This window comes from Arthrobacter sp. SAFR-023 (assembly GCF_051965295.1).
GTDB lineage: Bacteria > Actinomycetota > Actinomycetes > Actinomycetales > Micrococcaceae > Arthrobacter.
On record NZ_JBQCMF010000018.1, the window covers coordinates 58,397 to 83,074 of the forward strand.

The 24,678-nt window shown below is 66.4% G+C and carries 21 protein-coding genes and 1 tRNA gene; 4 read left to right on the top strand and 18 right to left on the bottom strand.

Going from position 1 to position 24,678, the window contains the following annotated elements; all coding sequences use genetic code 11:
- Positions 1–92 precede the first annotated feature (92 nt).
- Together ACTHQX_RS18195 and ACTHQX_RS18200 are read right to left on the bottom strand one after the other, a co-directional pair.
- Positions 93–1,448, bottom strand: a complete 1,356-nt coding sequence (locus ACTHQX_RS18195; protein WP_440158548.1) for a nucleotide-binding protein — start codon at positions 1,446–1,448, stop codon at positions 93–95.
- 211 nt (positions 1,449–1,659) lie between these two features.
- The gene (locus tag ACTHQX_RS18200) at positions 1,660–5,055 is read right to left on the bottom strand and encodes a pyruvate carboxylase (protein ID WP_440158546.1); all 3,396 of its coding nucleotides are present in this window, start codon (positions 5,053–5,055) and stop codon (positions 1,660–1,662) included.
- 346 nt (positions 5,056–5,401) lie between these two features.
- On the opposite strand from ACTHQX_RS18200, the gene ACTHQX_RS18205 reads away from it, so the two are divergent.
- Positions 5,402–6,223 (top strand): ParA family protein, encoded by an 822-nt coding sequence (locus tag ACTHQX_RS18205; RefSeq protein ID WP_440158545.1) that lies wholly within the window; start codon positions 5,402–5,404, stop codon positions 6,221–6,223.
- A gap of 112 nt (positions 6,224–6,335) precedes the next feature.
- Here the strand turns inward: ACTHQX_RS18205 and ACTHQX_RS18210 are convergent, their stop codons facing one another.
- The 5 genes from ACTHQX_RS18210 to gcvH all read right to left on the bottom strand — a co-directional run bounded on the left by ACTHQX_RS18210 (position 6,336) and on the right by gcvH (position 9,439).
- Positions 6,336–6,932 (bottom strand): MerR family transcriptional regulator, encoded by a 597-nt coding sequence (locus ACTHQX_RS18210; RefSeq protein ID WP_236807959.1) that lies wholly within the window; start codon positions 6,930–6,932, stop codon positions 6,336–6,338.
- A 252-nt stretch (positions 6,933–7,184) separates the two neighbouring features.
- Positions 7,185–7,691, bottom strand: coding sequence for a bifunctional nuclease family protein (locus ACTHQX_RS18215; protein ID WP_102973947.1), 507 nt, complete (start codon positions 7,689–7,691; stop codon positions 7,185–7,187).
- The gene (gene ftsR / locus ACTHQX_RS18220; protein ID WP_043418625.1) at positions 7,691–8,407 is read right to left on the bottom strand and encodes a transcriptional regulator FtsR; all 717 of its coding nucleotides are present in this window, start codon (positions 8,405–8,407) and stop codon (positions 7,691–7,693) included. The genes ACTHQX_RS18215 and ftsR overlap by 1 nt, the downstream gene beginning before the upstream one ends.
- 22 nt (positions 8,408–8,429) lie before the next feature.
- Complete coding sequence (locus tag ACTHQX_RS18225) at positions 8,430–8,906, bottom strand: FHA domain-containing protein (RefSeq protein WP_111903683.1); 477 nt, start codon at positions 8,904–8,906, stop codon at positions 8,430–8,432.
- A gap of 146 nt (positions 8,907–9,052) precedes the next feature.
- Positions 9,053–9,439 (bottom strand): glycine cleavage system protein GcvH, encoded by a 387-nt coding sequence (gene gcvH, locus ACTHQX_RS18230; RefSeq protein WP_111903684.1) that lies wholly within the window; start codon positions 9,437–9,439, stop codon positions 9,053–9,055.
- Positions 9,440–9,592: 153 nt separating this feature from the next.
- On the opposite strand from gcvH, the gene ACTHQX_RS18235 reads away from it, so the two are divergent.
- Entirely contained in the window at positions 9,593–10,465 is an 873-nt protein-coding gene (locus tag ACTHQX_RS18235) for an Fpg/Nei family DNA glycosylase (RefSeq protein ID WP_236807958.1), read from the top strand.
- Between the two features lie 113 nt (positions 10,466–10,578).
- Here ACTHQX_RS18235 and ACTHQX_RS18240 read toward each other — a convergent pair.
- From ACTHQX_RS18240 to ACTHQX_RS18285, 10 genes are all read right to left on the bottom strand, one after another.
- Positions 10,579–10,652: transfer RNA gene (locus tag ACTHQX_RS18240), tRNA-Pro, on the bottom strand.
- 139 nt (positions 10,653–10,791) lie between these two features.
- Positions 10,792–12,342: a ribosome biogenesis GTPase Der gene (gene der, locus ACTHQX_RS18245; protein ID WP_440158544.1), complete on the bottom strand. Its 1,551-nt coding sequence runs from the start codon at positions 12,340–12,342 to the stop codon at positions 10,792–10,794.
- A 10-nt stretch (positions 12,343–12,352) separates the two neighbouring features.
- Entirely contained in the window at positions 12,353–13,036 is a 684-nt protein-coding gene (locus tag ACTHQX_RS18250) for a lysophospholipid acyltransferase family protein (RefSeq protein ID WP_440158586.1), read from the bottom strand.
- 58 nt (positions 13,037–13,094) lie between these two features.
- Entirely contained in the window at positions 13,095–13,808 is a 714-nt protein-coding gene (gene cmk, locus ACTHQX_RS18255) for a (d)CMP kinase (RefSeq protein ID WP_236807956.1), read from the bottom strand.
- The gene (locus tag ACTHQX_RS18260; protein ID WP_102973940.1) at positions 13,808–14,917 is read right to left on the bottom strand and encodes a prephenate dehydrogenase; all 1,110 of its coding nucleotides are present in this window, start codon (positions 14,915–14,917) and stop codon (positions 13,808–13,810) included. Before ACTHQX_RS18260 ends, cmk begins: the two co-directional genes overlap by 1 nt.
- A gap of 3 nt (positions 14,918–14,920) precedes the next feature.
- Entirely contained in the window at positions 14,921–16,147 is a 1,227-nt protein-coding gene (locus ACTHQX_RS18265; protein WP_440158543.1) for a pseudouridine synthase, read from the bottom strand.
- Between the two features lie 107 nt (positions 16,148–16,254).
- A complete protein-coding gene (gene scpB, locus ACTHQX_RS18270) occupies positions 16,255–16,884 on the bottom strand; it encodes an SMC-Scp complex subunit ScpB (protein ID WP_440158542.1) in 630 nt (209 codons plus the stop codon).
- On the bottom strand, positions 16,881–17,720 hold the full coding sequence (locus ACTHQX_RS18275) for a segregation and condensation protein A (RefSeq protein ID WP_440158541.1): 840 nt from the start codon (positions 17,718–17,720) through the stop codon (positions 16,881–16,883). The genes scpB and ACTHQX_RS18275 overlap by 4 nt, the downstream gene beginning before the upstream one ends.
- A gap of 5 nt (positions 17,721–17,725) precedes the next feature.
- The gene (locus ACTHQX_RS18280) at positions 17,726–18,625 is read right to left on the bottom strand and encodes a ParA family protein (RefSeq protein WP_440158540.1); all 900 of its coding nucleotides are present in this window, start codon (positions 18,623–18,625) and stop codon (positions 17,726–17,728) included.
- 239 nt (positions 18,626–18,864) lie between these two features.
- Positions 18,865–20,205, bottom strand: a complete 1,341-nt coding sequence (locus ACTHQX_RS18285; protein WP_440158539.1) for a cation:dicarboxylate symporter family transporter — start codon at positions 20,203–20,205, stop codon at positions 18,865–18,867.
- Positions 20,206–20,345: 140 nt separating this feature from the next.
- Between ACTHQX_RS18285 and ACTHQX_RS18290 the strand changes: the two genes are divergently transcribed.
- Positions 20,346–22,112 carry a sensor histidine kinase gene (locus tag ACTHQX_RS18290; RefSeq protein ID WP_440158537.1) on the top strand — a complete coding sequence of 589 codons (1,767 nt, stop codon included), beginning with the start codon at positions 20,346–20,348 and terminating at the stop codon, positions 22,110–22,112.
- Positions 22,109–22,822, top strand: a complete 714-nt coding sequence (locus ACTHQX_RS18295; RefSeq protein WP_236807949.1) for a response regulator — start codon at positions 22,109–22,111, stop codon at positions 22,820–22,822. The genes ACTHQX_RS18290 and ACTHQX_RS18295 overlap by 4 nt, the downstream gene beginning before the upstream one ends.
- A gap of 34 nt (positions 22,823–22,856) precedes the next feature.
- On the opposite strand, the gene ACTHQX_RS18300 is transcribed toward ACTHQX_RS18295, so the two are convergent.
- Positions 22,857–24,437 (bottom strand): DUF222 domain-containing protein, encoded by a 1,581-nt coding sequence (locus ACTHQX_RS18300; RefSeq protein WP_440158536.1) that lies wholly within the window; start codon positions 24,435–24,437, stop codon positions 22,857–22,859.
- Positions 24,438–24,678 lie beyond the last annotated feature (241 nt).

Below are 24,678 nucleotides of genomic sequence, written 5' to 3' on the forward strand. Positions count from 1 at the left end.
CTTCGCGGCCGGCCGGAGTTTTTGTCCACTTATCGGGACTTCCGGCGCCTCCAGAGGCCAATAAGTGGACAAAAACTCCCGACGGCGCCGGGTCAGGCCTGCTGCAGCTCGTCCACCACCAGCGCGGCCAGCTCCACGGCTGCGGCGCGGGTTGCCGGCTTCAGCTGGCCCAGCCGGATCCGCGAGCCCTCCGCCAGGTGCCGGTCATGCGGAATCCGCACCACGTTCTTCACCCGTGACAGGAAGTGCTGCTCGATTTCGTCGATGTTGACCAGGGTGCGGTTACCGGCAGCCATATTGATGACCACTGTGGCCTTGGCGACCAGATCCTGGCGGCCGTGGGCTTCTAGCCAGGACAGCGTTTCGGACGCCAGCCGGGCCTCATCCACGCTGCCGCCCGAGACGAGAACCACGGCATCGGCCTTCTCCAGCGTGCCCTTCATGACCGAGTGCACCATGCCGGTGCCTGAGTCTGTGAGCACGATCGAGTAATACCGGCCCAGGATGTCGGTAACTGCGCGGTAGTCGGCGTCGTCGAAGGCGTGCGCCACCATAGGATCGGTGTCCGAGGCGAGCACATCGAGGCGCGAACCGTCCCGCGCCGTGTAGTTGGACAGCTGCGCGAACGAGTCAACCGTGAACCTGTCCTTCACCAGCTGGCGGGCCGTGAAATCAGCCCTGCCCGGCGACCGGTCCGAAAGGGTGCCCCGGTCCGGATTCGCGTCCATCGCGATGACCCGGTCCTCACGCAGCTCAGCCAGCACCATGCCGAGCAGGGTTGTGACCGTGGTCTTGCCCACGCCGCCCTTGCGCGAGAGCACCGGCACATACCGGGTCCGCTTCCCCAGGCGCATGGCGATGCGGTGCTCCATGGCCCGCTGGATCCGGACCTGGTCCGAGTCGCCAAGGTTCACGTAGCCCAGCGTTGCCTGGTACAGCCAGCGGCGCCAGCCCGACACCGGGGCGGCTGCGGCCCTGGTCAGGAGGCGGTCAGCGGTCAGGGCGGCAGCAGGCTCCGGCCCCTCGGGCCGTTCACGGCGCCCGGGAAGGTCCTTGGACTCTTCACCTTCATCAACTGGCGCGGGAAGCGGTTCAACGGGGGCCGGTGCGTCAGCTAGGTCTTTGTGCTCCGCGATGGCTCCACCGGGACCGGCGGTCACAACGGGCATGGCCGATGTGACCGTCCCCCGCTGCACCACGCCGCCGACTGCCGGGAGCGATCCGGCAGACGTACGGTCCTGGGCGTCGGAAACGGTCACCACACTGATGTCCCCTGCCGAAGCCACGTCACTGGTCAGCGCGACGTCTGCCAGGTCCGCTGCGTCCGCCGGAGACACCCCTCCGGGACCGGTGACGGGCTCCGCCGCAAGGTCGACGACGCTGCCTTGGGAGATCGAAGGCCTCCGGTCAGGGCGCGGCCCGGGCTTGGGCGTATTGGTCTGCGTCATGGCTTCCGCTCTGTTTCGTACTGGCTGCCGGATGGGTTTGCGGCAGCCAGTGTGGTTCGGAAATAGCTGTGGGGGCGGCTTAGCGCCGTCCCCCACAACCTTTTTCTGTCTACCACCCTACCTGCAGGGCGGCCACCGGCCGCCCTGCAGGCTATTCAGCGGTCATTCAGCCGCCAGTCACGTGCTCAACAGTCATCTATTCGACCGCCGTTTATTCAACAACGATCAGCAGGTCACCGCCCTGGACCTGTTCCACGGCGGAAATGGCCAGCCGCGTCACCTTGCCGCCCACCGGCGTCGTGATGGAGGCCTCCATCTTCATCGCCTCAATGGTGGCAATGGTGTCGCCGGCGTTGACGGTGTCGCCCGCCTTGACGGTGACCGTCACGGCGCCAGCGAAGGGAGCGGCGACGTGGCCCGGCACGGACGCGTCAGCCTTCTCCGCCGCCTTCACATTGCTGACCACGGACTTGTCGCGCACCGAGACCGGGCGGGACTGGCCGTTGAGCGTGCACATGACCGTGCGCATGCCCTTCTCGTCCGGCTCCGACACAGCTTCCAGGGAGGCGATGAGGCGCACACCCTTTTCGAGCTGGATCACGTGTTCTTCGCCGCGCTGCAGGCCGTACAGGTAGTCGCGGGTGTCCAGGACCGAAACGTTGCCGTACGTCTCCCTGCTCTTGAGGTAGTCCTTGGTCGGACCGGCGAAGAGCAGCCGGTTCAGCGTCTGCTGGCGGGTCTTCGAGTCACCGCGGAGAGCTTCGCTGTCCTCGGCGCTCAGCTCGACGTCGCGCACCTTGACGCTGCGGCCCTGGAGGGCCTTGGTGCGGAACGGTTCCGGCCAGCCTCCCGGAGGATCGCCCAGCTCGCCGGACAGGAATCCGATGACGGAGTCGGGGATGTCGTAGTTCTGCGGGTTCTCGTTGAAGTCGGCCGGGTCTGCGTTCAGGCCCACGAGGTGCAGGGCGAGGTCGCCCACCACCTTCGACGACGGGGTCACCTTGACCAGGTGGCCCAGGATCCGGTCCGCAGCGGTGTACATGTCCTCGATCGCCTCGAAGCGCTCGCCCAGGCCAAGCGCGATGGCCTGCTGGCGGAGGTTGGACAGCTGCCCGCCCGGGATTTCGTGCTGGTACACGCGTCCTGTCGGACCCGGCAGGCCCGATTCGAAGGGGGCGTAGACCCTGCGCACAGCTTCCCAGTACGGCTCGAGGGAGCTGACTGCCGCCAGGCTGAGCCCGGTGTCGCGTTCGGTGTGGGCCAGGGCCGCAACAAGGGCCGACGCCGACGGCTGGCTGGTGGTGCCGGCGAGGGATGCTGAGGCGACATCCACGGCGTCGACGCCCGCATCGACTGCCGAGAGCAGGGTGGCGAGCTGGCCGCCTGCGGTGTCGTGGGTGTGCAGGTGCACCGGAAGGTCAAAGCGTTCCCGCAGCGCGGAGACGAGCTTCGCCGCAGCTGCCGGACGCAACAGGCCTGCCATGTCCTTGATGGCGAGGATGTGGGCGCCCGCTTCGACGATCTTGTCCGCCAGGCCCAGGTAGTAGTCCAGCGTGTAGAGCGTCTCGTTCGGGTCCAGCATGTCACCGGTGTAGCACAGTGCCACCTCGGCGACGGCGGTGCCGGTGGCCCGGACGGCGCGGATGGCCGGCGCCATCTGGCTGACGTCGTTGAGTGCATCGAAGATGCGGAAGATGTCGATGCCGGTGGCCGCTGCCTCGTTGACGAAGGCCTCGGTCACTTCCTCGGGGTACGGGGTGTAGCCCACGGTGTTCCGGCCGCGAAGCAGCATCTGCAGGCAGACGTTCGGCAGGGCCTTGCGCAGCGCGGCAAGCCGGTCCCAGGGATCCTCGCCGAGGAACCGCAGCGCGACGTCGTAGGTGGCACCGCCCCAGGCCTCGACGGAGAGCAGTTCCGGCAGCAGGGTGGAGACCGCAGGCGCGGCGGCCAGCAGGTCCCTGGTGCGGACGCGGGTGGCCAGCAGGGACTGGTGGGCGTCGCGGAACGTGGTGTCGGTGACGGCGACGGCCTTCTGCTCGCGCAGCGCCTTGGCGAAGCCCTCCGGTCCGAGTTCCAGCAGCCGCTGGCGGGAGCCGGGGCGTGCCTCGGCGCCGGCGACGGACGGGAGCTTGTCCGCGGGGTCGGTGCGGACCGGAAGTTCGCCGTTCGGCTTGTTCACCGTCACCTCGGCCAGCCAGGTCAGCAGCTTGGTGCCGCGGTCGGCGGACACGCGGGCCTTCAGCAGTTCGGGCCGTTCGTCGATGAAGGACGTGGCCACGTTGCCGGCGATGAAGTCGGCGTCGTCAAGGACGGCCTGCAGGAAGGAGATGTTCGTGGAGACACCGCGGATGCGGAACTCCGCCAGCGCACGGCGTGCCCTGGCCACCGCGGAGGGGTAGTCCCGGCCGCGGCAGGTGAGCTTCACCAGCATGGAGTCGAAGTGCGGGCTGATTTCGGCACCCGAGTAGACGGTGCCGCCGTCGAGCCTTACGCCGGCACCGCCGGCGGAGCGGTATCCGGTGATCTTTCCGACGTCGGGCCGGAAGCCGTTGGCCGGGTCCTCGGTGGTGATGCGGCTCTGAAGCGCGGCGCCCTTGAGGTGGACGGTCTCCTGGGAGAGCCCCAGGTCAGCCAGGGTCTCGCCCGCGGCGATGCGCATCTGCGACTGGACGAGGTCGACATCGGTGACCTCTTCCGTAACCGTGTGCTCCACCTGGATACGGGGGTTCATTTCGATGAAGACGTGCTGGCCGGCGCGTTCGCCCACGGTGTCCACCAGGAACTCGACCGTACCGGCGTTGACGTAGTTCAGGGCCTTGGCAAACTTCACGGCGTCCCGGTACAGGGCCTGGCGGATGCCTTCGTCCAGGTTGGGGGCCGGGGCGATCTCGATTACCTTCTGGTGGCGGCGCTGGATGGAACAGTCACGCTCGAAGAGGTGCATGACGTTGCCCTCGGCGTCAGCCAGGATCTGGACCTCGATGTGGCGCGGGCGCAGCACCGCCTGCTCAAGGAACATGGTGGGGTCACCGAAGGCGGCGTCGGCCTCGCGCATGGCAGACTGCAGCGCCTCCGGCAGGGCTTCGCGGGTGTCGACGCGGCGCATGCCGCGCCCACCGCCGCCCGCCACAGCCTTGGCGAAAATGGGGAAGCCGATCTCATCCGCAGCAGCGATCAGTTCGTCAAGGTCCTTCGAGGGCGCGCTCGACTTCAGCACGGGGACGCCGGCCTTGCGGGCGGCCTCCAGTGCCGCCACCTTGTTGCCGGCGAGTTCCAGGACCTCCGCGGGCGGACCCACGAAGGTGATGCCTGCGGCCTTCGCGGCACGCGCCAGGTCCGGGTTCTCGGAGAGGAAGCCGTAGCCGGGGTAGATGGCGTCCGCCCCGGCCTCCTTCGCCACGCGCACCACTTCGTCGACGTCCAGGTAGGCGCGGACGGGGTGGCCCTCTTCGCCAATCAGATACGCCTCATCGGCCTTCTGGCGGTGGATCGAGTTGCGGTCCTCGTTGGGGAACACGGCGACTGTCTTGGCGCCCAGTTCGTAGCCGGCGCGGAAAGCCCGGATTGCGATTTCTCCGCGGTTGGCCACCAGAATCTTGGAAAACATACTTCTCCTGCATCATTGCGGGTGTATCGGTGAGTGGTCACAGTGTGTAAGACGGGCCGGACGAAACACAAATCATTGTGTCTACCGTCACAGAATTATCCGTCATGTCCGGGCCATATTCACTGCCAAGCCCGTATTTAGTGCTGTTTTCTGCCGCCGGACGACGACGGAGGGACGTCCGGCCGGCGAGGCATGCCCGGATCCGCAGAAGAAGGGAATCCGGCCGAGGTCAACATATGATGAATGGGGCGGCGGAAGCCTGCCCCTGTTCCTGCAGCCGGTTCCGGCAGCACCGGAACGGAACGTACCCCAACACGGCAACCGGCGTTAGGTATTGGTCTCTCAAGTGCAAGTAGTCAGCATCAGCAGCCTCAAGGGCGGTGTCGGCAAGACATCCGTTACAACCGGACTGGCGTCTGCGGCACTGGCCGCAGGCATCCCCACCCTCGTAGTGGACCTCGATCCCCATGCCGACGCCAGCACAGCCCTCGGCGTGCAGCCCAGTCACAAGCTGGACATCGGCAGGATGCTGAAGAATCCGCGCAAGGCCAAGATCGCCGAGAACGTCGTGCCCAGCGGCTGGATCAGCCGGGCAGCCGTCAACGGTTCCGGCCCAGCGGTGCTCGATGTCGCCGTCGGGTCCGCGTACACCGGTATCTACGACCGGCCGGACCTCGGCAAACGTGATTTGCGCAGGCTGTCCGCGGTGCTCTCCGGCGCAGACGCGTATGAACTCGTCCTGGTGGATTGCCCGCCGTCCCTGAATGGCCTGACCCGTATGGCCTGGTCCGCCAGCAACAAGGTGGCGCTGGTCGCTGAGCCCGGGCTCTTCTCCGTGGCCGGCACTGAACGCACCATGCGGGCCATCCAGCTGTTCCGGCAGGAATTTGCCCCGAATCTCTCCCCCGCCGGGATCGTCGCCAACCGGGTACGCTCCGGGTCCTCCGAGCACGCCTTCCGGCTTTCTGAGATGCAGGCCATGTTCGGCGACCTCCTGCTGGCTCCGCACATACCGGAGCAGGCGAACTGGCAGCAAATCCAGGGCGCGGCGCACTCCGTCCATCACTGGCCCGGGGACTCAGCCAAGACCGCGGCCGGGCTCTACGACACGCTGCTGGGAAATCTTCTGGCCGCCAACAAGACCAGCCGCAGCCGCAGCGCCCGGTAAGCAGCCCTGGTTCCGGGGCCAGCCTGATGCCGGATCACGCCGAAATGTTGAGACAGAGAAGGCCGCCTCCCGACGGGAGGCGGCCTTCTGCTTATTCTCGTGGCTGGCGCCGCTAGCCGATCTTGCGGGCCGCGCGGCGCTTGCTAAGTTCGTCGTCCGGGAACGTCTGGTCGCCGGCGTGCTCGCTGGGCAGCGAGGCGAGGCTCCCCTCGACTTCGCGCCACACCCGGCCCACAGCGATGCCGAACACGCCCTGGCCGCCCTGCACGAGATCGATGACCTCGTCCGCGGAGGTGCATTCGTAGACGCTGGCGCCGTCGCTCATGAGGGTGATCTGGGCCAGGTCCTCGACACCACGTTCACGGAGGTGCTCCACCGCGCTGCGGATCTGCTGCAGCGATACGCCGGTGTCCAGCAGCCGCTTGACGACTTTCAGGACCAGGATGTCGCGGAAACCATAGAGCCGCTGGGAACCGGAGCCTGCTGCGCCGCGGACTGCAGGCTCCACCAGGCCGGTGCGGGCCCAGTAATCGAGCTGCCGGTACGTAATGCCGGCGGCCTTGCAGGCAGTGGGGCCGCGGTAGCCGGCGTCCTCATCCAGAACCGGGAGATCCTCAGTGAAGAGAAGGCCCTGAGCACCGCTTGCGGGCACGGCTACGCCGGCCGTCGAGGGTTGCTTCAGCTCGCCTGCTTCGCCTTTCGGACTCACGTGGATCCTCCTTGTCATGAGCTCCCCTGGGGAAGTTGCCGCAACAGCTGCTACGCGCATGAAGTCCGGTTGAAATTCACGCTTGTAATTCGGCCGGAGTAGCACTTTCCAGTGTGACTTGCGCCGCTGTCGTATGCAATGGGAACTTGGTACCTTCGACGTTAGGCCTGCCATGGCCCAAGGTCAAAGACGTTCGCATGATTGGTGGGGCGTGTCGAAACTTTCAGCCTTAACTTTAACCTTAACGTGACCTTAGCCGTCGAAATCCTCGGGCTCGACGTCGTCAAGGAACTCCCGGAACCTGCGGAGCTCGCGCTCCTCCTCCACGGTGGGAGGACCGGGTTCCGTGTCCTCGCCCTCGTCGTGTTCGGTGATGCGCACGCCGGCCTCGTCCATGACGGAGTCAGCGCACCAGATCCGGCATTTGGCCCGCAGCGCGATGGCCAGGGCGTCGGATGCCCTGGAGCTCACAGTGGCCCCGTTGTCGAACTGGAGCTGGCCGTAGAAGATGTTGTCCTCCACGGCCACGATGTTCACGCTGACCACGGAATGGCCAAGCGTCTCCACCACGTCCACGAGCAGGTCGTGGGTCATGGGCCGCGGCGGCACCACGCCCTGCTGCGCCAGCGCGATGGCGCTTGCCTCGGGCGTCCCGATCCAGATGGGAACGTGCCGCTCTCCATGCATCTCGCGGAGCAGGACCAGGGGCTGGTTTGAGGGCAATTCGATGCGGACGCCTACAATCTCGACTTCGATCATCAGATTTCCATCCGCGAGATACGGTCCTGGACAAGGGCGCGGTGCAGGGTGAGGCAGAGGTCGCTGATTTCCCTGGCTGCTTCCGCCGCGCGGGCCTGCGACGCAGCGTCCCTGCGCGAGGTCAGGGTGGCCACGGCGCGTTCCACGAGTCCGAACTCGCGCTCCGCGGCAGCCTGGAAGGGGCGGAGGTGCCGGGGCTCCAGGCCGTGGCTCTCCAGCTGGACACAGGCGCGGGCCACCTGGAGGGCGTGCTCGTCGAATTTGCCGTCGGTGTGCCCGATGAGGCCGAAGCTGAGCAGGGACTGCAAAAGCGGCACGCTGGCACCCGACTCCGCGCGCAGCTGCTCCTCGCTGAGCCTGCGCGCCTTGTTCTGCAGTTCCGCGGCGAGCTCGTCCGAGACGATCCGCGGGGACACGGTGACCCCGGGCGGGAGGTTCTCGGGCCGCTCACCCCGGTCGATCGCGTCAAGGTAGTCCTTAATGACCTTGAGCGGCAGATACTGGTCGCGCTGAAGCGACAGGACGAAGCGCAGCCGTTCGACGTCGCTGTCCGAGTACTGCCGGTAGCCCGCGGGCGTACGCCGGGGATTGATGAGCCCTTTTTCCTCAAGGAACCTGATTTTCGACGCCGTCATGCTCGGAAAGTCGTCGCTCAACTGAGCGAGCACTTCCCCGATGTTCAGGACCAGTGGTCCCCGGCGCTCCGGTTGTGCCATTGCCACAGGCAGCCGCTCCGAATCAGACGCGTCCTGCTGCGCGGGCAGGGCTCAGGTAGAAGGTGAGGCGGAACTTGCCAATCTGGACTTCGTTTCCGGACCTCAGTTCCACGCTGTCCACGCGGTCATGGTTGACGTAGGTGCCGTTCAGGCTTCCGGTGTCCACCACCTCGAAGCTCCGCGGTGTGCGCCGGAACTCGACGTGGCGGCGGGAGACCGTCACGTCGTCGAGGAAAATATCAGCATCCGGGTGCCGCCCGGCCGTGGTGACATCGGAGTCAAGGAGGAAACGGGCACCCGAGTTCGGCCCGCTGTGGGCCACGAGCAGGGCCGAACCGGAGGGCAGTGCCTCGACGGCAGAGCGTTCCTCCGGGGAGAGCTTGGGTACGATCGTCGGCTCGTCATGAACCGGAGTGAGGTTGATCGAGGTGGTTTCCGAGGCCCTGCCCGCACCTGTGCCGTAATCGCCGCTGGTGTGGTTCTGTTCGCCGCCAACCATGGATTCCTCCTCTTTCGTTGCAGATGTCCCCCTGCAATCAACGCGTACCGTCCGGAACTGCCTGGCAGAACCGATATGCCGCCCGCCGTCCGGCCACAGGACTCCATGGCTGGACTCCGGTGGCCGGGCAGCGGGACCGGTTAGCTTTAGCCTACCTGTTGTTCGTACTCCGATGCACTGAGCAGGGAATCCACTGCATCAGGTTCGGCCAGCTTGACTTCAATGAGCCAGCCGTCCCCGTACGGATCGGAGTTGATGAGCGCAGAATCGCCGTCGAGCGCCTCGTTGCGGGCCACAATCTCGCCGGAGACAGGAGCATAGATGTCGCTGACGCTCTTCGTGGACTCCACCTCACCGACGACGTCGTTTGCCTTAACAGTGGTGCCAACTTCGGGCATCTGGGCGTAGACGACATCCCCGAGGGCGTCCTGTGCGAAGTCGGTGATCCCCACGCGGACAACACCATCGGCGTTCGGTGCGGTCACCCATTCATGTTCGGCGGTGTAGGACAGATCAGAGGGAATGTTGCTCATCAGGGGCCTTTCATCGGGTCAATCACCAATGTCAACGGAGGCGTAGGGAACAGCCACCGGTTGAAAGTATATGCACAACTCCCTGGCCGCCGGATGCGCCGGTATGCCTGCGGGAACCGCCCAATCCGGCCTACCGTGTGGCAAAGTGGTGCCATGCCGGAACTACCCGAGGTGGCCGCACTGAGCACGTTCCTCGACACACGGCTGCGCGGCGCGGTGCTGGAGAAGATGCAGATCCTGTCCGTGGCGGTCCTCAAGACGGCCGACCCGCCCTACACGGCGCTGGCGGGCCGGGTTATCACCGGAGTCGAGCGGTTCGGGAAGTTTGTCAGCATCAACGCTGACGGCCTGTATCTCGTCTTTCACCTCGCCAGGGCCGGCTGGGTCCGCTACACCGAAAATCCCTCGCCCGATCCGCTCCGGCCCGGCAAAGGTCCCATTGCGGCCCGGCTGCACCTTGCGGACGGCGACGGCCGGAAGGTGGGCATCGACCTGACCGAGGCCGGCACCAAGAAGGGCCTGGCAATCTACGTGGTGTCAAAGCCCGGCGACGTTCCCGGCATCGCAGACCTCGGGCCGGATCCGCTCGTGCCGGCCTTCACCCGGGAGATGTTCGCCGAGATCCTTGCCGGGCACGCGCACCAGATCAAGGGCGTGCTGCGGAGCCAGAGTGTCATTGCCGGCATCGGAAACGCGTACAGCGACGAGATCCTGCACGCAGCGAAAATTTCCCCGTTCGCCATGGCCAATTCCCTGGAGCCGGCGAAGGTCGGGGTCCTGTTCGACTCCATCCACACTGTCCTGGGAGCCGCAGTGGCCCAAGCCCAGGGAAAGGCGCCCGCGGACCTCAAGGATGCGAAACGGAGCGGCATGAACGTGCATGGCCGCGCGGGCCAGCCCTGCCCGGTATGCGGGGACACGGTCCGGGAGGTGTCCTTTGCGGATACTGCACTGCAGTATTGCCCAACCTGCCAGACCAACGGCAAGATCCTGGCCGACCGCAGGACGTCGCGCTTCCTCAAGTAGCACGCTGCCGCGTGGACGACGGCGGGCAACCAGCCGGCGTCGTTCTCCAACCTCAGACTCGGGGCAACAGAAAACCCCGCCAACCCTGTTGGGTTGGCGGGGTTTTCATGCGGTCGGGCTGACAGGATTTGAACCTGCGACCCCTTGACCCCCAGTCAAGTGCGCTACCAAGCTGCGCTACAGCCCGTCAGTTCCGCCGTTCTCCGCCAGATGAATCTTCCGAAGAATTTCATCTAAGCAGTCCGGCCGAACCACCTAGAAGAGCTTACACGATTCCGGCGGGTGCCAGTGACACTTTCCGGTATTCGCCGCCCGGTGTGTCGTAATTAACGCTTCTTGCCGCGCTTTTCACGAACCCGCATGCTGACTTCGATGGGCGTACCCTCGAAGCCGAAGGTTTCCCGCAGGCGGCGGGTGATGAACCGGCGGTAGCCCGGGTCCAGGAATCCCGTGGTGAACAGGACGAACTTCGGCGGCCGGCTGGAAGCCTGCGTGCCGAACAGGATGCGGGGCTGCTTGCCGCCGCGGACCGGGTGCGGGTGCGCCGCCACCAGCTCGCCCAGGAAGGCGTTGAGCCGTCCGGTCGGAATGCGCCTGTCCCAGTTTTCCAGCGCCAGCTCCAGCGCCGGCACCAGGCGGTCCTTGTGCCAGCCCGTCTTGGCGGAGATGTTGACGCGCGGCGCCCACTCCACGTGGGCCAGGTCCTGCTCGATTTCGCGTTCCAGGTACCGGCGCCGTTCGTCGTCCAGAAGGTCCCACTTGTTGAAAGCGAGCACCAGGGCCCGCCCCGACTCAATGGCCAGCTGCAGGATGCGGACGTCCTGCTCGCTGAGCACCTCATCAACAGCAAGAAGAACGACGGCGACCTCCGCCTTTTCCAGCGCGCTCTGGGTCCGGAGCGAGGCATAGAAATCGGCGCCCTGCGCCATGTGCTGGCGCCGGCGGATGCCGGCGGTATCCACGAAACGCCAGGTTTGGCCGCCGAGCTCGATGAATTCGTCGACCGGGTCGCGGGTGGTGCCGGCAGTGTTGTCCACCACCACGCGCTCGGAGCCGGCAAGCTTGTTCAGCAGGGAGGACTTGCCGACGTTGGGGCGTCCGATCAGGGCAATCCGGCGCGGGCCGCCGGAGCGTTCTATGCCCTCAACGGTGGAGAACTCCGGCAGGGTGTCCATAACGTGGTCGAGCAGGTCGGCGACGCCGCGGCCGTGCAGCGCGGAGACGGGGTACGGCTCGCCGAAGCCCAGGCCCCACAGGACTGCGGAGTCGGCTTCCTGCACGAAGTCGTCCACCTTGTTGGCCACGAGGATGACAGGCTTCTTGCTCCGCCGGAGCATCTTCACCACGGCCTCGTCGGTGGCGGTTGCGCCAACTGCCGAGTCGACGACGAACAGCACTGCGTCAGCCAGCTCCACTGCCATTTCGGCCTGCTCCGCCACCCGGGCATGGATGCCGCGGGCATCGTGCTCCCAGCCGCCGGTATCCACCAGCGTGAAGTTGCGCCCGTTCCAGTTCGCCGAGTACATCACGCGGTCGCGCGTCACACCGGGGGTGTCCTCCACGACCGCCTCGCGGCGGCCCAGGATGCGGTTGACGAGGGTGGACTTGCCAACGTTCGGGCGGCCGATGATGGCGAGCACGGGGTCGAGCTTGAGCGGACCCTCGAACTCGTCCTCGTCGTGCAGGCCGCTGAGGAGCGCGGCGTCTTCTTCGTCGAGTTCGTAGTCGTCCAGTCCGGCGCGGAGGGAGGCGGCACGAAGCTCCGCCTCGTCGTCGTCCATGGCCGCCAGATGTTCAGCCACCTGGTCTGTGCCGGTGGGCGTGTATTCGTCTTCGCCGGCGCCGGAGTGGCCGGAAGTTTGAGTCGTATCGCTCATTGCGCTTTCCTTAATGGTGGTCTGCCGGCGGTCCGGCTACTGCGGTGGAACGTTGGTGCGGATGATCCGCGGAGGGCAAAGGGATTCCGCTGTGCCGGACGGTAGTCCTGACATGCGCGGCCAGAGTGTCCCGGATTTGCGTAGCCGCCCTGTCCATTGAAGCACGCCCGGTTTCACCCGGATTCCGGCCGAGCGCGAGGGGTTGGCCGAAGCTGACGTGCAGCCGGCGGCCGGGTTTCGGGATGCTGTCCAGGTGTTCGCCGCCCTGCCGGGTGCCCAGGATGGCCACGGGCACCACAACGGCGTCCGAATTCAGGGCGAGCCATGCCACCCCGTTGCTGATGCCGGTTGCCGTGCCGCTCCCCCGGGTCCCCTCGGGCAGGATGCCGATGCAGCGCCCGGCGTCGAGCACATCCTTGCTGAGCTGCAGGACGGACCGGTCCCCCGCACGGTCAACCGGAAGCTGGCCCGAGGCCCTCAGCACGCGGCCAAGGAAGCCCTTGAACATCTCCTTCTTAACGAGGATGTGCATCGGCCGGGGTGATGCGCCGAACATGACGGGTCCGTCGAGGAAGCTGATGTGGTTTCCTGCGAAAATCACCGGCCCCGCGGCCGGAACGTTGTAGCGCCCGGTGACGGAGGTGCGGTAGACGGCGTTGTTCAGGAACCCGCCGACCGGCCGGCTCCAAGCCATGGTCCACAGGCCGGGAACAACAGTCCCCGGCAGCCCGGCCCGGGTCTCCCTGGCGGCATCACTCATGGTTGATGACCTTGGTGACGATGCGGAGCGCGGCAACCACGGTTTCCTCGAAGTCCAGGTCGGACGAATCCAGCGTCACCACACCGTCCGCCGCCTGGGTGAAGTTCACCACGGTGGAGTCCTTCGCGTCCCGCTGGGTAACCTGGGCGGCCAGTTGCTCGGCGCTTTGCGTCCCGCCGAGCTGGATACCGCGGCGGCGGAGCCGGGCTTCCTCGCTGGCGGTCAGGAGCATGCGCACCTGTGCACCGGGCACGACGACTGTGGTGATGTCCCGGCCCTCCACCACCATGCGGCGGTTGTGCTTTTCGATCAGGGCGCGCTGGCGGCGGATGAGTTCGGTCCGGGCACCAAGCGTGGTGGCGATGGCGCTGACGGACGAGGAGATGCCCGGTTCCCTGATGGCGTCGGTGACGTCGGCGCCGCCGACCCGCACAAACTCGGTGTGCGGGCTGGTGCTGATGTCCAGCGGCAGTTCTTCGGCTGCCAGTTCGACGGCGGTGGCGTCGGCAAGGTCCGTTCCGCGGTCGAGGCAGTACCAGGTGAGGGCCCGGTACATGGCACCGGTGTCCAGGTAGGCGAGGTTCAGGCGCCGTGCCACTTCCTTGCTGACGCTGGATTTGCCCGAGCCTGATGGCCCGTCGATGGCCACGACCAGCGGCCGGCCCAGCCGGAGGGCAGGCAAAGTGTCGATCAGTTCCTGTGTCATTACTGAAGTACCCGCCATCCACGGTCGCTTAGTGCTTCTACAAGTAGGTCATGCGCGCTCGGCAGCACCGAGATCTCCACCATGCCCACGTTCTGTCCGGAGGAGTGGTCCAGCCGGAGGTCTTCGAGGTTGACGCCAATCTCACCGATCTCGGTCAGCAGCCTGGCGATCTGGCCGGGCCGGTCATCGACAAGCACTGTGAGCCAGGAATAGGCCTGCGGAGGTCCGCCGTGTTTACCCGGGATTCTGGCCTGCCCTGCATTGCCTTCGCTCATCAGCTGGGCCAGGTCAAGACGGGCCCCGGCAGCCGCGGGGTCTTCCAGCGTCCCGATCAGCCGGTTGAGGTCTTCGCGCACACCGTAAAGAATCTCCACCACCTTTCGGGCATTCGCCCCCAGGATCTGGACCCACAGCGTGGGGTCGCTGGCTGCGATGCGGGTGGTGTCGCGGAGCCCGTTCCCGGCAAGGGAAAGGGCATGCATCGGAGTGTCCTGCAGCCGGCTGGCCAGCAGCGAGGACATCACCTGCGGCAGGTGCGAGACCAGGGCCACGGCCCCGTCATGTTCCTCGGCCGTGAACTGCGAAACGAGGCCACCCAGGTCGGTGGCCAGCGCCCGTGCGGCCTGGACTGCCCCCGCCGAGGATTCCTCGGTCGGGCACATGACCCACGGCATGGAGGTGAAAAGCTCGCCCCGGGCGGCGACGGGCCCGGACTTTTCGCGTCCAGCCATGGGGTGGGTACCCACGTAGCGGCTGAGGTCCGCGCCGCGGCTCCGCAGGTCATGCAGGATCGCTGCCTTGACGCTGGCGATGTCGACGACGGTCGCGTCCGGATAGTCTGCCAGCGCACGTTCCACAACGTCCGCGGTCACGTCCGGCGGAGACGCGACCACGACGAGTTCAGGACGTTCGTCACCCATGGCAGCCAACGGGACACCCGCGCCGATGTCGACGGCGACGGCCTGGTTGGTCGGCGACGGATCGGACAGGTACACGGCAACGCCGCGGCCGCGCAGGCCGAGGCCGATGCTGGTGCCGAGCAGGCCCGTGCCGATAACGACGACCGGGCCATTCAGATGGCCGCGGCCGTGCGTACGGAAAGCCGACATCCCTTACAGCCCCACGGATGCCAGCAGGTGGCCGACTTCCTGCTTGCCGAGGTTGCGGATGCTTCCCTGGCGCTGATCGCCCAGGCCGATGGGGCCGACCTTGACGCGCACCAGGCGCAGTACCGGGAACCCGACGGCGTCGAACAGGCGCCGGACGATGCGGTTCTTGCCAGAGTGGAGCACCACTTCGATCAGGACATGGCCCGGGGTCGAGTCGACCAGGCGGAAGGAGTCGACCGAGGCAAAGCCGTCCTCGAGTTCTATGCCCTCCTTGAGCTGCGCGCCGATGCCCTGCGGGAACGGCCCGCGGACCTGGACCAGGTAGGTCTTGGGGACCTCATAGGACGGGTGCGTCAGCCGGTTGGCCAGCTCGCCGTCGTTGGTCAGCAGCAGCAGGCCCTCGGTGGCGACGTCAAGGCGCCCGACGTGGAAGAGCCGTTCGCCTTGGTTGTTGCGGATGTAGTCACTGATGCACGGCCGGCCTTCGGGGTCCTCCATGGTGGACACCACGCCCTTGGGCTTGTTGAACACCATGTAGACCAGCGTGTCATCGAGCTGGATGCGCAGGCCGTCCACGTGGATGACGGCGGTCTTGGGATCGATGCGTACACCGAGCTCGGTGACGACCTTGCCGTCGACCTCAACACGGCCCTCGGCGATCATGTCTTCGCAGACGCGGCGGGAGGCGACGCCGGCGGAGGCCATGACCTTCTGCAAGCGGACGCCGTCGGCGTCGTGGACTTCGGACTGCGGCACCTCGGCGCGCGGTCCGCGGGTGCGGGAGGGCCGGCGGACCGGCCCCAGGTTCTGACCGAAGCGTTCGCTGCCGAAGGCGCGCGAACCCGCTGCCTTGGGGGCGCCCGACTTGGGCTTCAGTGCGCCGGGGGTGCCGGGGGCCCTGTTCGCGCCGGGCTTCCGGGCGGCGGCGGCATTGCGGGCGCCGGTCTTGGGTGCACCTGTCCTGGCTGCGGGGGCCTTGGCGCCGCCCTTCCAGTCACCGGCGGGCCGCCGGCCGGCGGGTGCCTCGTCGGGATCGACGAAGCGCTCCTCGCGGGGCTTGGCCTTGAAGGTGCGGTCGCCGAAGGGGCGGTCGCCGCCCTTGGGGAAGTCGCGCTTCCCGGCGCCTGCGCCTGCGCCGCGGCCTTGTGCCGCGCCGCGTGGAGCGTTGCGCTCCGGACCTTTACGTCCGGAGCTGTTACGTGGTGAACCCTGGCGTCCCGCCTGTGTCATGACCCGTCCTCTGTGATTTTTGACCGGCAAAGGTTGTCCAAAGACAACACTAGCCAGCCGTGCAGATTAAATCTGCCCTGGTAAAAACTGCTTTGCAGGCGTGCCGCCTACATACTTCCGGCGTCGTAGAACTCTTCAATTCCTTCAAGCCCCGGAAGGTGCGGTGAAAGCTGAGGCAACTCAGCCACCGAGCCGATTCCCATGCGTTCAAGGAAATACGACGTCGTGCGGTACAGGACAGCGCCCGATTCCGGATCTGTTCCGCCATCCTCGATTAAGCCGCGCTGGGTTAGCGTCCGCACAACAGAGTCAACGTTGACTCCCCGAATTGCAGAAACCCTTGCCCTGGATACCGGCTGCCGGTAAGCGATGACGGCCAGTGTCTCGAGCGCCGCCTGGGTCAGCCTGGCCGTCTGCCCCTCAAGGACAAAAGCACCGACGACGTCGGCGAATTCAGCCCGTGAGTAGATGCGCCAGCCGCCGGCGACATTCCGCAATTCAAAACCCCGGGGGCTATAAGCGACGTCATGTTTAGGTCCGTTGCTGCCAGTTTCCAAATCCGGGGCTTTAACAGTATAGCCGTCATAGTCGCGCTGCAGATCCAGCAGCAGTTCCTCGACGGCTGCCACCGTCAGGTTCAGTCCGGCGGCCAGGTCGGTGGCAGAGGCGGGCTCGTCCAGCACCATCAGCACCGCCTCAAGTGCGGCGCGTTCCCGGCCCGCAACTGGATCCGTCATTGCTGCTCCTCGTATTCTTCGCTCAGGTGCTCCCCCGTCCATCCGGTGCCATCCGCGGTCCAGCGGACAGTCAGGTCTCCCAGCGGCGCCACCTGGTCGAAGGCCACCACCTGGTCCCTAAACAGCTCCAGCAGCGCCAGGAAGCGCGCCACCACAACCAGCGTGGATTCGGCGTCGGCTATCAATGCACGGAACGTCAGGGGCCGGCCGTCCTGCAGCCGCAGGCCGATGAGTTCAGCCTGTTCCCTGACGCTGACCGTGCTGCCGTGCAGGTGGGCCACGCCCACCTCTGTCGGTGCGGGGTCCTTTGGCTTGAGCGCTGCCTCGGCCAGCGCCGCGAACTGTGCGGGGCTGTGCTTCCAGACCAGCTCCGGCAGCATCGCTGCGAAGTGTTCCTCGAGGGCCACCTGCCGCGGATAGCGCCGGGACTCCAGTTCCAGGGTGGCGTCCATCAGCGCGGCAACCTTCTTGAAGGCCTTGTACTGCAGCAGCCGGGCAAAGAGCAGGTCACGTGCCTCGAGAAGGGCGATGTCGTCATCGTCCTCCACTTCCCCGGCCGGCAGCAGGCGCGCCGCCTTCAGGTCCAGCAGCGTGGCCGCGATGACCAGGAACTCACTGGCCTCGTCAAGGGCCCACTCCTCCCCCAACTCCTGGAGGTTCCGGATATACCGGATGAACTCGTCGGTGACCGTGGCAAGCGCCACCTCGGTGATGTCCAACTGGTGTTTGGAGATCAGCCCCAACAGGAGGTCGAAGGGGCCGCTGAAGTTGGCCAGGCGTACTTCGAAGCCGGACCGCCTGGCCTCGGCGGCGGGCGTTGCCGGCTCTGCGGTCATCCGGGCTAGGGCGCGCCGCCGCGCGAAATCAGTTCCTTGGCGAGGCGGCGGTAGGCGTCGGCACCCACGTGGTTTCCGGCATAGCTTGTGATGGGCTCGGCAGCCACGGTAGCGTCAGCGAACTTGATGGAACGCTTGATGACGGTTTCGAAGACCTTGTCGCCGAAGGCCTCCACCAGGCGGCTGATGACCTCACGGCTGTGCAGCGTGCGGGCGTCGTACATCGTGGCCAGCACGCCGTCCACCTGCAGCCGCGGGTTGAGCCGGTCCTGGACCTTGTCGATGGTTTCGACCAGCAGGGCCACCGCGCGCAGGGCAAAGAACTCGCAGATGAGCGGGATGATCACGCCGTGGGCCGCGGTCAGGGCGTTGACGGTGAGCAGACCGAGCGAAGGCTGGCAGTCGATGAGCACGACGTCGTAGTCGTCCTCGACCTTCTTGAGCGCCCGGTCCAGGACCTGCTCACGGGCCACCTCGTTGACCAGCTGAACTTCCGCCGCCGAGAGGTCGATGTTGGCCGGCAGCAGGTCCACGTTCTCCACGCCGGTCTGGTGGATGGCGTCCCGGATGTCAATCTTGCGGTCCATCAGGACGTTGTAGACCGTCAGATCGAGTTCATGGGGGTTGACGCCGAGCCCGGCGGACAGCGCACCCTGCGGGTCGAAATCCACCAGGAGCACGCGGCGGCCGTACTCGGCCAGCGCTGCGGCAAGGTTGATGGTAGAGGTGGTCTTGCCCACCCCGCCCTTCTGGTTAACCATGGCTATGACGCGGGCCGGTCCATGGGAGGACAGCGGCGCGGGCTCCGGAAATTCGCGGTGGGGACGGCCGGTAGGACCCATGACGGCGTCTTCCAGGTCGAGGTCCGTGCCTTCCAGAGTTGCTGAACCCTGTTCGCTGCTCACGTATCTATCCACACTTTCGATGACGGTGATTCTTCTGCCGCTGTCTGCCAGCGCCCCTGCTTCTTCCACCCCAAGGCTACAGCGCCCGACACGGCATTCCATGAACCTTGACTTTTGACGGCGTTTGAGCCTTTACCTTGTACCTGAGGTCGAAGGTTGACTTTTCTGACGGCATGAAACCGCCCGCACAGGCGAGGCCTGTGAGGGCGGTTTCACTTTGTCTGTACTGGCGCCGGGCCCTAGGCCTTGGCCGGCATGGCGGGAGCGGCTGCTTCCACCGCGCCGTGGTGGTGCGCCACCATGGTCTGTTCGTCGAACGGTTCCTGACCGGACAGCACCCGGTTGACCTGTTCGCCGTCGACCTCCTTGACCCAGGTGCCGACCAGCAGGGTGGCGACGGCGTTGCCGGTGAAGTTGGTCAGCGCACGGGCCTCTGACATGAAGCGGTCGATGCCGACGATCATGCCGACGCCGCCCAGGAGCTCGGGCCGGTGGGCCTGCAGGCCGGCGGCCAGGGTGGCCAGTCCGGCGCCGGTAACGCCGGCCGCGCCCTTGGATGCAATGATCATGAAGATCAGCAGGGAGATCTGCGCGCCGAGGTCCAGCGGGGTGCCCATCGCGTTGGCCACGAACAGCGACGCCATGGTCAGGTAGATGGCCGTGCCGTCCAGGTTAAAGGAGTAACCGGTGGGAACCGTCACGCCGACAACCGGCTTGGAAACGCCCAGGTGCTCCATCTTGGCGATGAGGCGCGGCAGGGCGGCCTCGGAGGACGACGTCGAGAAGATCAGCAGGTATTCGCGGGCCAGGTACTTCATCAGCTTGAAGATGTTCACGCCGGTGACAACCTGCAGCAGGCCGCCCAGGATGACGACGATGAACAGCGCACAGGTGATGTAGAACGCGATCATCAGGGTGAACATGCTCACGATGGCCTGGAAGCCGGTGGCGCCGACCACGGCGGCGATGGCACCGAAGGCACCCACCGGGGCAAGCCACATGATCATGATCAGGATGCGGAAGACCAGGGCCTGGCCGTGGCCGATGGCCTTCAGGATCGGGGCGCCCTGCGGGCCCATCTTCTGCAGCGCGAAGCCGACGAGGATGGCGGCGAGCAGGGTGGGAAGCACCGGAATGTCGCCGGGGATGATGCCCAGCAGGAAGTCGACGGTGCTGTCCGTGGCGGCCTTCTTGTTGGGGTCGTACGGCGTGAGCTTCAGGCCTTCGCCCGGGTGGATGATGTTGCCGACGACGAGGCCGATCGCCAGCGCGAAGGTGGACATCACGACGAAGTAGCCCAGTGCCAGGCCGCCGACCTTACCGACGGTGGCCGCCTTGGCGATGGAGCCGATGCCCAGCACGATGGTGCAGAAAATGACCGGGGCGATCATCATCTTGATCAGCTTGATGAAGCCGTCACCAAGGGGTTTGAGTGATTTTCCGACCTCGGGGAACAGCAGTCCCACCAGAGCGCCGAGGATGACGGCTGCGATGACCGCGATATACAGATAATGGGACTTGTCGAGTCCCTTACGCTCGGCTTTAGCCGGCGCTGCCGACTCTCCTCGTTGAGAAGCCATCTTGTCTCTCCTTATGGATAATCTGGAAGACGCTTCGGCACAATCTCTGGGCTCCGCGCGTCGGTCCTTTGTGATTTCCATCATTCGCCACAGGGTGACTTGGCTCACCGTTGCGTTCATATTGGTCATGGGAGGTGTTGATGATCCACCGCTGGAGCATCGCGAGGCGGCTGTTCGTCGCGAACCTGCTCTTTATGCTGGCCCTTACGGCTATCGTCGGCACGGCGGTCTTTGTAGACGCCAGGGACCATGCCTACGAGGAGGCCGGCCGGCGAATGGGCGCCCTCGCTACGTCCATTGCCGATAACCCGCTGGTTCTGCAGGCTGCCGGCTCCGGGAACCCCTCGGCGCAGCTGCAGCCGTACGCCCTGAAAGTCATGGCCGATTCCGGAGCGGATTTCATCACCATCATGGCGCCGGACCGGACGCGGTGGACGCACCCGCTGGACGAGGAGCTTGGCCGGCCCTACATCGGTTCGATCGAGGAGGCCCTCCAAGGACGGGTGTTCACCGAGATCACCGCCGGAACGCTGGGTCCGTCGGTGCGGACGATCGCCCCGGCCAAGGACGCCCGCGGCACGGTCCGCGCCCTCGTGGCAGCCGGGGTGACCGTCAATACCGTGGACGTGGCCATCTCTGGCAGGCTGCCGGCGCTGCTGGCCGTCTCAGGCTTCCTACTCGCGGCCGGATCGCTGGCGTCGTGGTTTCTTGGCCGCTACCTGCGGCGCGTGACAAGGGGGTGGGGTCCCGAGCAGCTGGCCCAGCTCTTCGCCTACTACGAATCGGTGCTGCACTCGGTCAGGGAAGGTGTCGTACTGATCGACCCGGCCGGAAGGGTGGTCATCTACAACGACCAGGCGGCCGAACTGCTGGGGCTGGAGCCGCGGGAAGCTGAGGACGATCACGCGGCCACGCCATTGCTCGCCGACCTGCCTTTGGCCCCCAGTCTCAAGGAACTCTTCGAGTCGGGACGCACGGCCCACGACGAAATCCACCTCACGCGTGACGGCGTGCTGGTGGTTAACCAGCGGCCGGCAGTGGGGCCGGGATCCTCCGCCGGACGGCAGCGGGGCCCGCTGTTCGGCACCGTTGCCACTATCCGCGACCGCACGGAGATCGAATCCCTGGGCACCGAGCTTGAGAGCATGCGGACGCTTTCCGATGCCCTCCGTGCGCAGACCCACGAGCACGCAAACCGCCTTCACACCATGGTCTCCCTGCTGGAGCTGGGCCGGACTGATGAGGCCCTCGACTTTGCCACGAAGGACCTGGAGCTGAGCCAGCAACTGACGGACGACGTGGTCGGTTCAGTCCAGGAGCCGGTGCTGAGCGCACTGGTCATGGGCAAGGCAGCCGAGGCCCACGAGCGCGGCGTCGAGCTGGTGGTCGAGGCGTCCGGGCCGGCCCTCAGCGGAGACTTGGCCGTACAGGACCTGGTCACCGTCCTTGGTAATCTGCTGGACAACGCCATCGACGCTGCCGCCGAGGTCCCCGCACCACGGCGGGTGGAGCTGCTGGTGGACACGGCGGGCGGAAGCCTGGACATCACCGTGCAGGATTCGGGCAAAGGCATTGATCCAACAGCTGTGGACGACGTGTTCCGCTACGGTTTCAGCACCAAGACGGCCGGGCCCTTCGGACGGGGCCTCGGCCTGGCACTGGTGAAACAGGCCGTCCAGCGCCTGGCCGGTACCATGAGCATCAGCAACTCGAGCACCGGCGGGGCGCGCTTCCACATCGCGCTTCCGGCCACGATCGCTTCGGACACGTTGCTCCCAGACACACTGCTCCCAGACACCTTTCCACCTAGCACACCGCCGTCCGGCACAATTCCATCCGGCACATTCCCGTCCAGCACATTCCCGTCCAGCACGGCCGCATCGAGCCCCCCGGAGGAGCACGCGTGACAGACATCCGAGTCCTCGTCGTCGAGGACGAGCTCATAGCGGCTGCGGCACACGCCGCCTACGTGGGCAGGGTGGACGGCTTCACGCTGGCGGGAACGGCCCCGGACGGCCAGTCGGCGCTCCGCATGCTCACCGAATTTTCCGCCGCTGGCAGCCCGGTGGAGCTGGTTCTGCTGGACATGAACCTGCCGGACCTGCATGGCCTCGACATCGCCCGGCGGATGCGCTCCGCCGGGCACTTCGCCGACATCATCGCGATTACGGCTGTTCGGGAACTGGCGATTGTCCGCAGCGCCGTCTCCATCGGCGTAGTGCAGTACCTCATCAAGCCGTTCACCTACGCGACGTTCGCGGACAAGCTGGAGAGCTACCGGCAGTTCCGTGAGCAGTTGGCAGGACCGGCGGCGGGGTCGGCGAAGGCAGCCGCCTCGCAGAGCGATGTGGACCAGGCCTTCGCCAGCCTGCGGGCGCCGTCCGAGCTGCCGCTGCCGAAGGGCCTGGCCCCTTCAACGCTCGACGCCGTCCGCGATTTCATGAAGGAGCAGCCCGGGGCCGTCTCGGCCACGGAAGTCATGACGGCGTTGGGGATGTCGAGGGTTACGGCGAGGCGCTACCTCGAGTACCTTGCCGACGCCGGAACGGTCTCCCGCACGGCACGGTACGGCGCTCCGGGCCGCCCGGAGAACGAGTACCGCTGGTCCCGGGCCTGACTTCTGCCGGGCACCGTGATACGCAGATCCGCCCTCAGGCGGCCGTGGGTGAGGACCAGTAGGGCCAGGGATCCAAAGGCAGCGGTGGATCCAGGCCGTCGGGCATATCCGGAGGCTCCAGCTCCTCGTCCGGCTCAAGCCAATCCTGGCCGGGTGGCAGCTCCCGCCAATCCTGGCCGGCTGGCAGTTCCTGCAAGTCTTGGATTGGCGGCGGTTGTGGCCATTCCGGTGGTTCCCAGTCCTGGTGTTCGGCGGGGTAGTGACGGCCGGATGGTGAGATCCAGCCGGGCGGGCCTTCCCGGGTGGCGCCGACCGGTCTCCATGCCGTGGTGTGTTTGAGGCGGTGGTGTTTGGGGCAGGGCTGGCCGAGGTTGGTCACGCCGGTGCCGCCGCCGTCTGCCCAGGCGAGGATGTGGTCGGCGTCGTTATCGAGGGAGTGGTTGTTGCAGTTGGGGAATGTGCATTTGGCGTCGCGGAGGCGGAGCCATTGGCGCATCGGTTTGGTGAGCCGGTAGCTGGTGCGTCCGATCTCCAGCGGTGCGCCGTCCTGCGGATCAGTCAGCACCCGCAAAAACGAGGTCGCGCCGTTGGCGACGAGCCGGCGGGCCGTGGAGGCCGGGATCGGCCCGTATCCGTCGAGCATGGCTGGCTCGTCGGTCTGACCGAGCAGCGCGAACACCGGAACGGTGACAAGGACCTGCGCCCGCGGGGACTGCACATCACCGGGGACGGAGTCCGCGGAGGATCCTGCAGCTACGCCGTCACCACTGGAACCTGCCGTTAACAGCCATCCTGCAGTGACATCGGCGCGCAACTGCGACAGGGTCCGGGATTCGGTGGGCCCTTGAAGCCCACGTGCGATGGCTGTGGTGTGATTCCAGATCCCGGCGGCCTGGTCAGCGGGCAGAAACACCGACAGCCAGGCCATGCCGTCCCGGTCCGGCTGGTACTCCAGCCGGCGGTCCTTGGCACTGCTGCGGTGCCGGGCTTCGATGCTGTCCTGGTGGTGCCGTTCCCGCCAATACCTTGCCTTCGCCCGGAACCTCGCCGGTGTCAGCTCCCAGGCCGGGCAACCGCGCGCCGGATTGGGAGCCTCCGGGTCCAGGAAGTGGGCCTCAAAAGCCGCCGCGGTTTCGGGTGTCAGCCCGTCGGTTTCGTCGCACATGATCCGCCCGTGCTGCCAGGACAGCGTTCCCGCCTGCATCGCGGCCAGCGTCAACGGCAAATCCGAACTCAATTTGGCGGACTCAACCAGAAACCGTGCCGCCGCACCCTCACTCACCGTCAACGCGCCGGCCACCTCCGCGGTCACGGACATCTGCCGGACAGAACGGTCCTGCGGGGTCAAAGCCGGCGCTGCCATCGCCGCATCCGCCGTGGCGTATCCGGTGGCCAGCTGCACCTTCACAGCCGCAAGCCGGGCTTCCATCCCGGCCACATCCGTCAGGCCGTCCAGGAATGCAGTCGCCTGCTCTCCAAGAGGGTCAACATGATCCGGCAGCGAATCCGCGTCCCCCGGACCCGGATCAGCCGTCCTGCGCAGCTCGGCAGCCAGCGCCAGGGCCGAGGCACTAATGGCCTCCAACGCCTCCGCAGCAGCCGTGCTGTTATCCATGTCCACAGTATGAGCGGGGGCACTGACATTCTTAGCCGCACTAGCGGAGGTCACCCGGCTGCCCCTGCCATCGCCGTCGTTCCCTGCCATAGAAGTCAGGCCACCGCCTCCCGGCCCCACGGCCCGGTGCGGGGTGCCCCCAATACCTTTCATAGACCCATTCTGATCCCAGGGACTGACATTCTTGCCGGCCCGACCGGGGGCCGGGCCATACCTGTCCCTCTGGTGCAGCCCCACCGCC

Bases quoted from the DNA above. Each gene is read 5' to 3' on its own strand.
- ACTHQX_RS18195 (WP_440158548.1), bottom strand. From the start codon at position 1,448: ATGACGCAGACCAATACGCCCAAGCCCGGGCCGCGCCCTGACCGGAGG.
- ACTHQX_RS18235 (WP_236807958.1), top strand. From the start codon at position 9,593: ATGCCGGAACTACCCGAGGTGGCCGCACTGAGCACGTTCCTCGACACA.
- der (WP_440158544.1), bottom strand. From the start codon at position 12,342: ATGAGCGATACGACTCAAACTTCCGGCCACTCCGGCGCCGGCGAAGAC.
- ACTHQX_RS18200 (WP_440158546.1), bottom strand. From the start codon at position 5,055: ATGTTTTCCAAGATTCTGGTGGCCAACCGCGGAGAAATCGCAATCCGG.
- ACTHQX_RS18265 (WP_440158543.1), bottom strand. From the start codon at position 16,147: ATGACACAGGCGGGACGCCAGGGTTCACCACGTAACAGCTCCGGACGT.
- ACTHQX_RS18260 (WP_102973940.1), bottom strand. From the start codon at position 14,917: ATGTCGGCTTTCCGTACGCACGGCCGCGGCCATCTGAATGGCCCGGTC.
- cmk (WP_236807956.1), bottom strand. From the start codon at position 13,808: ATGACACAGGAACTGATCGACACTTTGCCTGCCCTCCGGCTGGGCCGG.
- ftsR (WP_043418625.1), bottom strand. From the start codon at position 8,407: ATGGCACAACCGGAGCGCCGGGGACCACTGGTCCTGAACATCGGGGAA.
- ACTHQX_RS18225 (WP_111903683.1), bottom strand. From the start codon at position 8,906: ATGGTTGGCGGCGAACAGAACCACACCAGCGGCGATTACGGCACAGGT.
- ACTHQX_RS18215 (WP_102973947.1), bottom strand. From the start codon at position 7,691: ATGATCGAAGTCGAGATTGTAGGCGTCCGCATCGAATTGCCCTCAAAC.
- ACTHQX_RS18300 (WP_440158536.1), bottom strand. From the start codon at position 24,437: ATGGATAACAGCACGGCTGCTGCGGAGGCGTTGGAGGCCATTAGTGCC.
- ACTHQX_RS18275 (WP_440158541.1), bottom strand. From the start codon at position 17,720: ATGACCGCAGAGCCGGCAACGCCCGCCGCCGAGGCCAGGCGGTCCGGC.
- gcvH (WP_111903684.1), bottom strand. From the start codon at position 9,439: ATGAGCAACATTCCCTCTGATCTGTCCTACACCGCCGAACATGAATGG.
- ACTHQX_RS18250 (WP_440158586.1), bottom strand. From the start codon at position 13,036: ATGGCTTGGAGCCGGCCGGTCGGCGGGTTCCTGAACAACGCCGTCTAC.
- ACTHQX_RS18290 (WP_440158537.1), top strand. From the start codon at position 20,346: ATGATCCACCGCTGGAGCATCGCGAGGCGGCTGTTCGTCGCGAACCTG.
- scpB (WP_440158542.1), bottom strand. From the start codon at position 16,884: ATGACGGATCCAGTTGCGGGCCGGGAACGCGCCGCACTTGAGGCGGTG.
- ACTHQX_RS18285 (WP_440158539.1), bottom strand. From the start codon at position 20,205: ATGGCTTCTCAACGAGGAGAGTCGGCAGCGCCGGCTAAAGCCGAGCGT.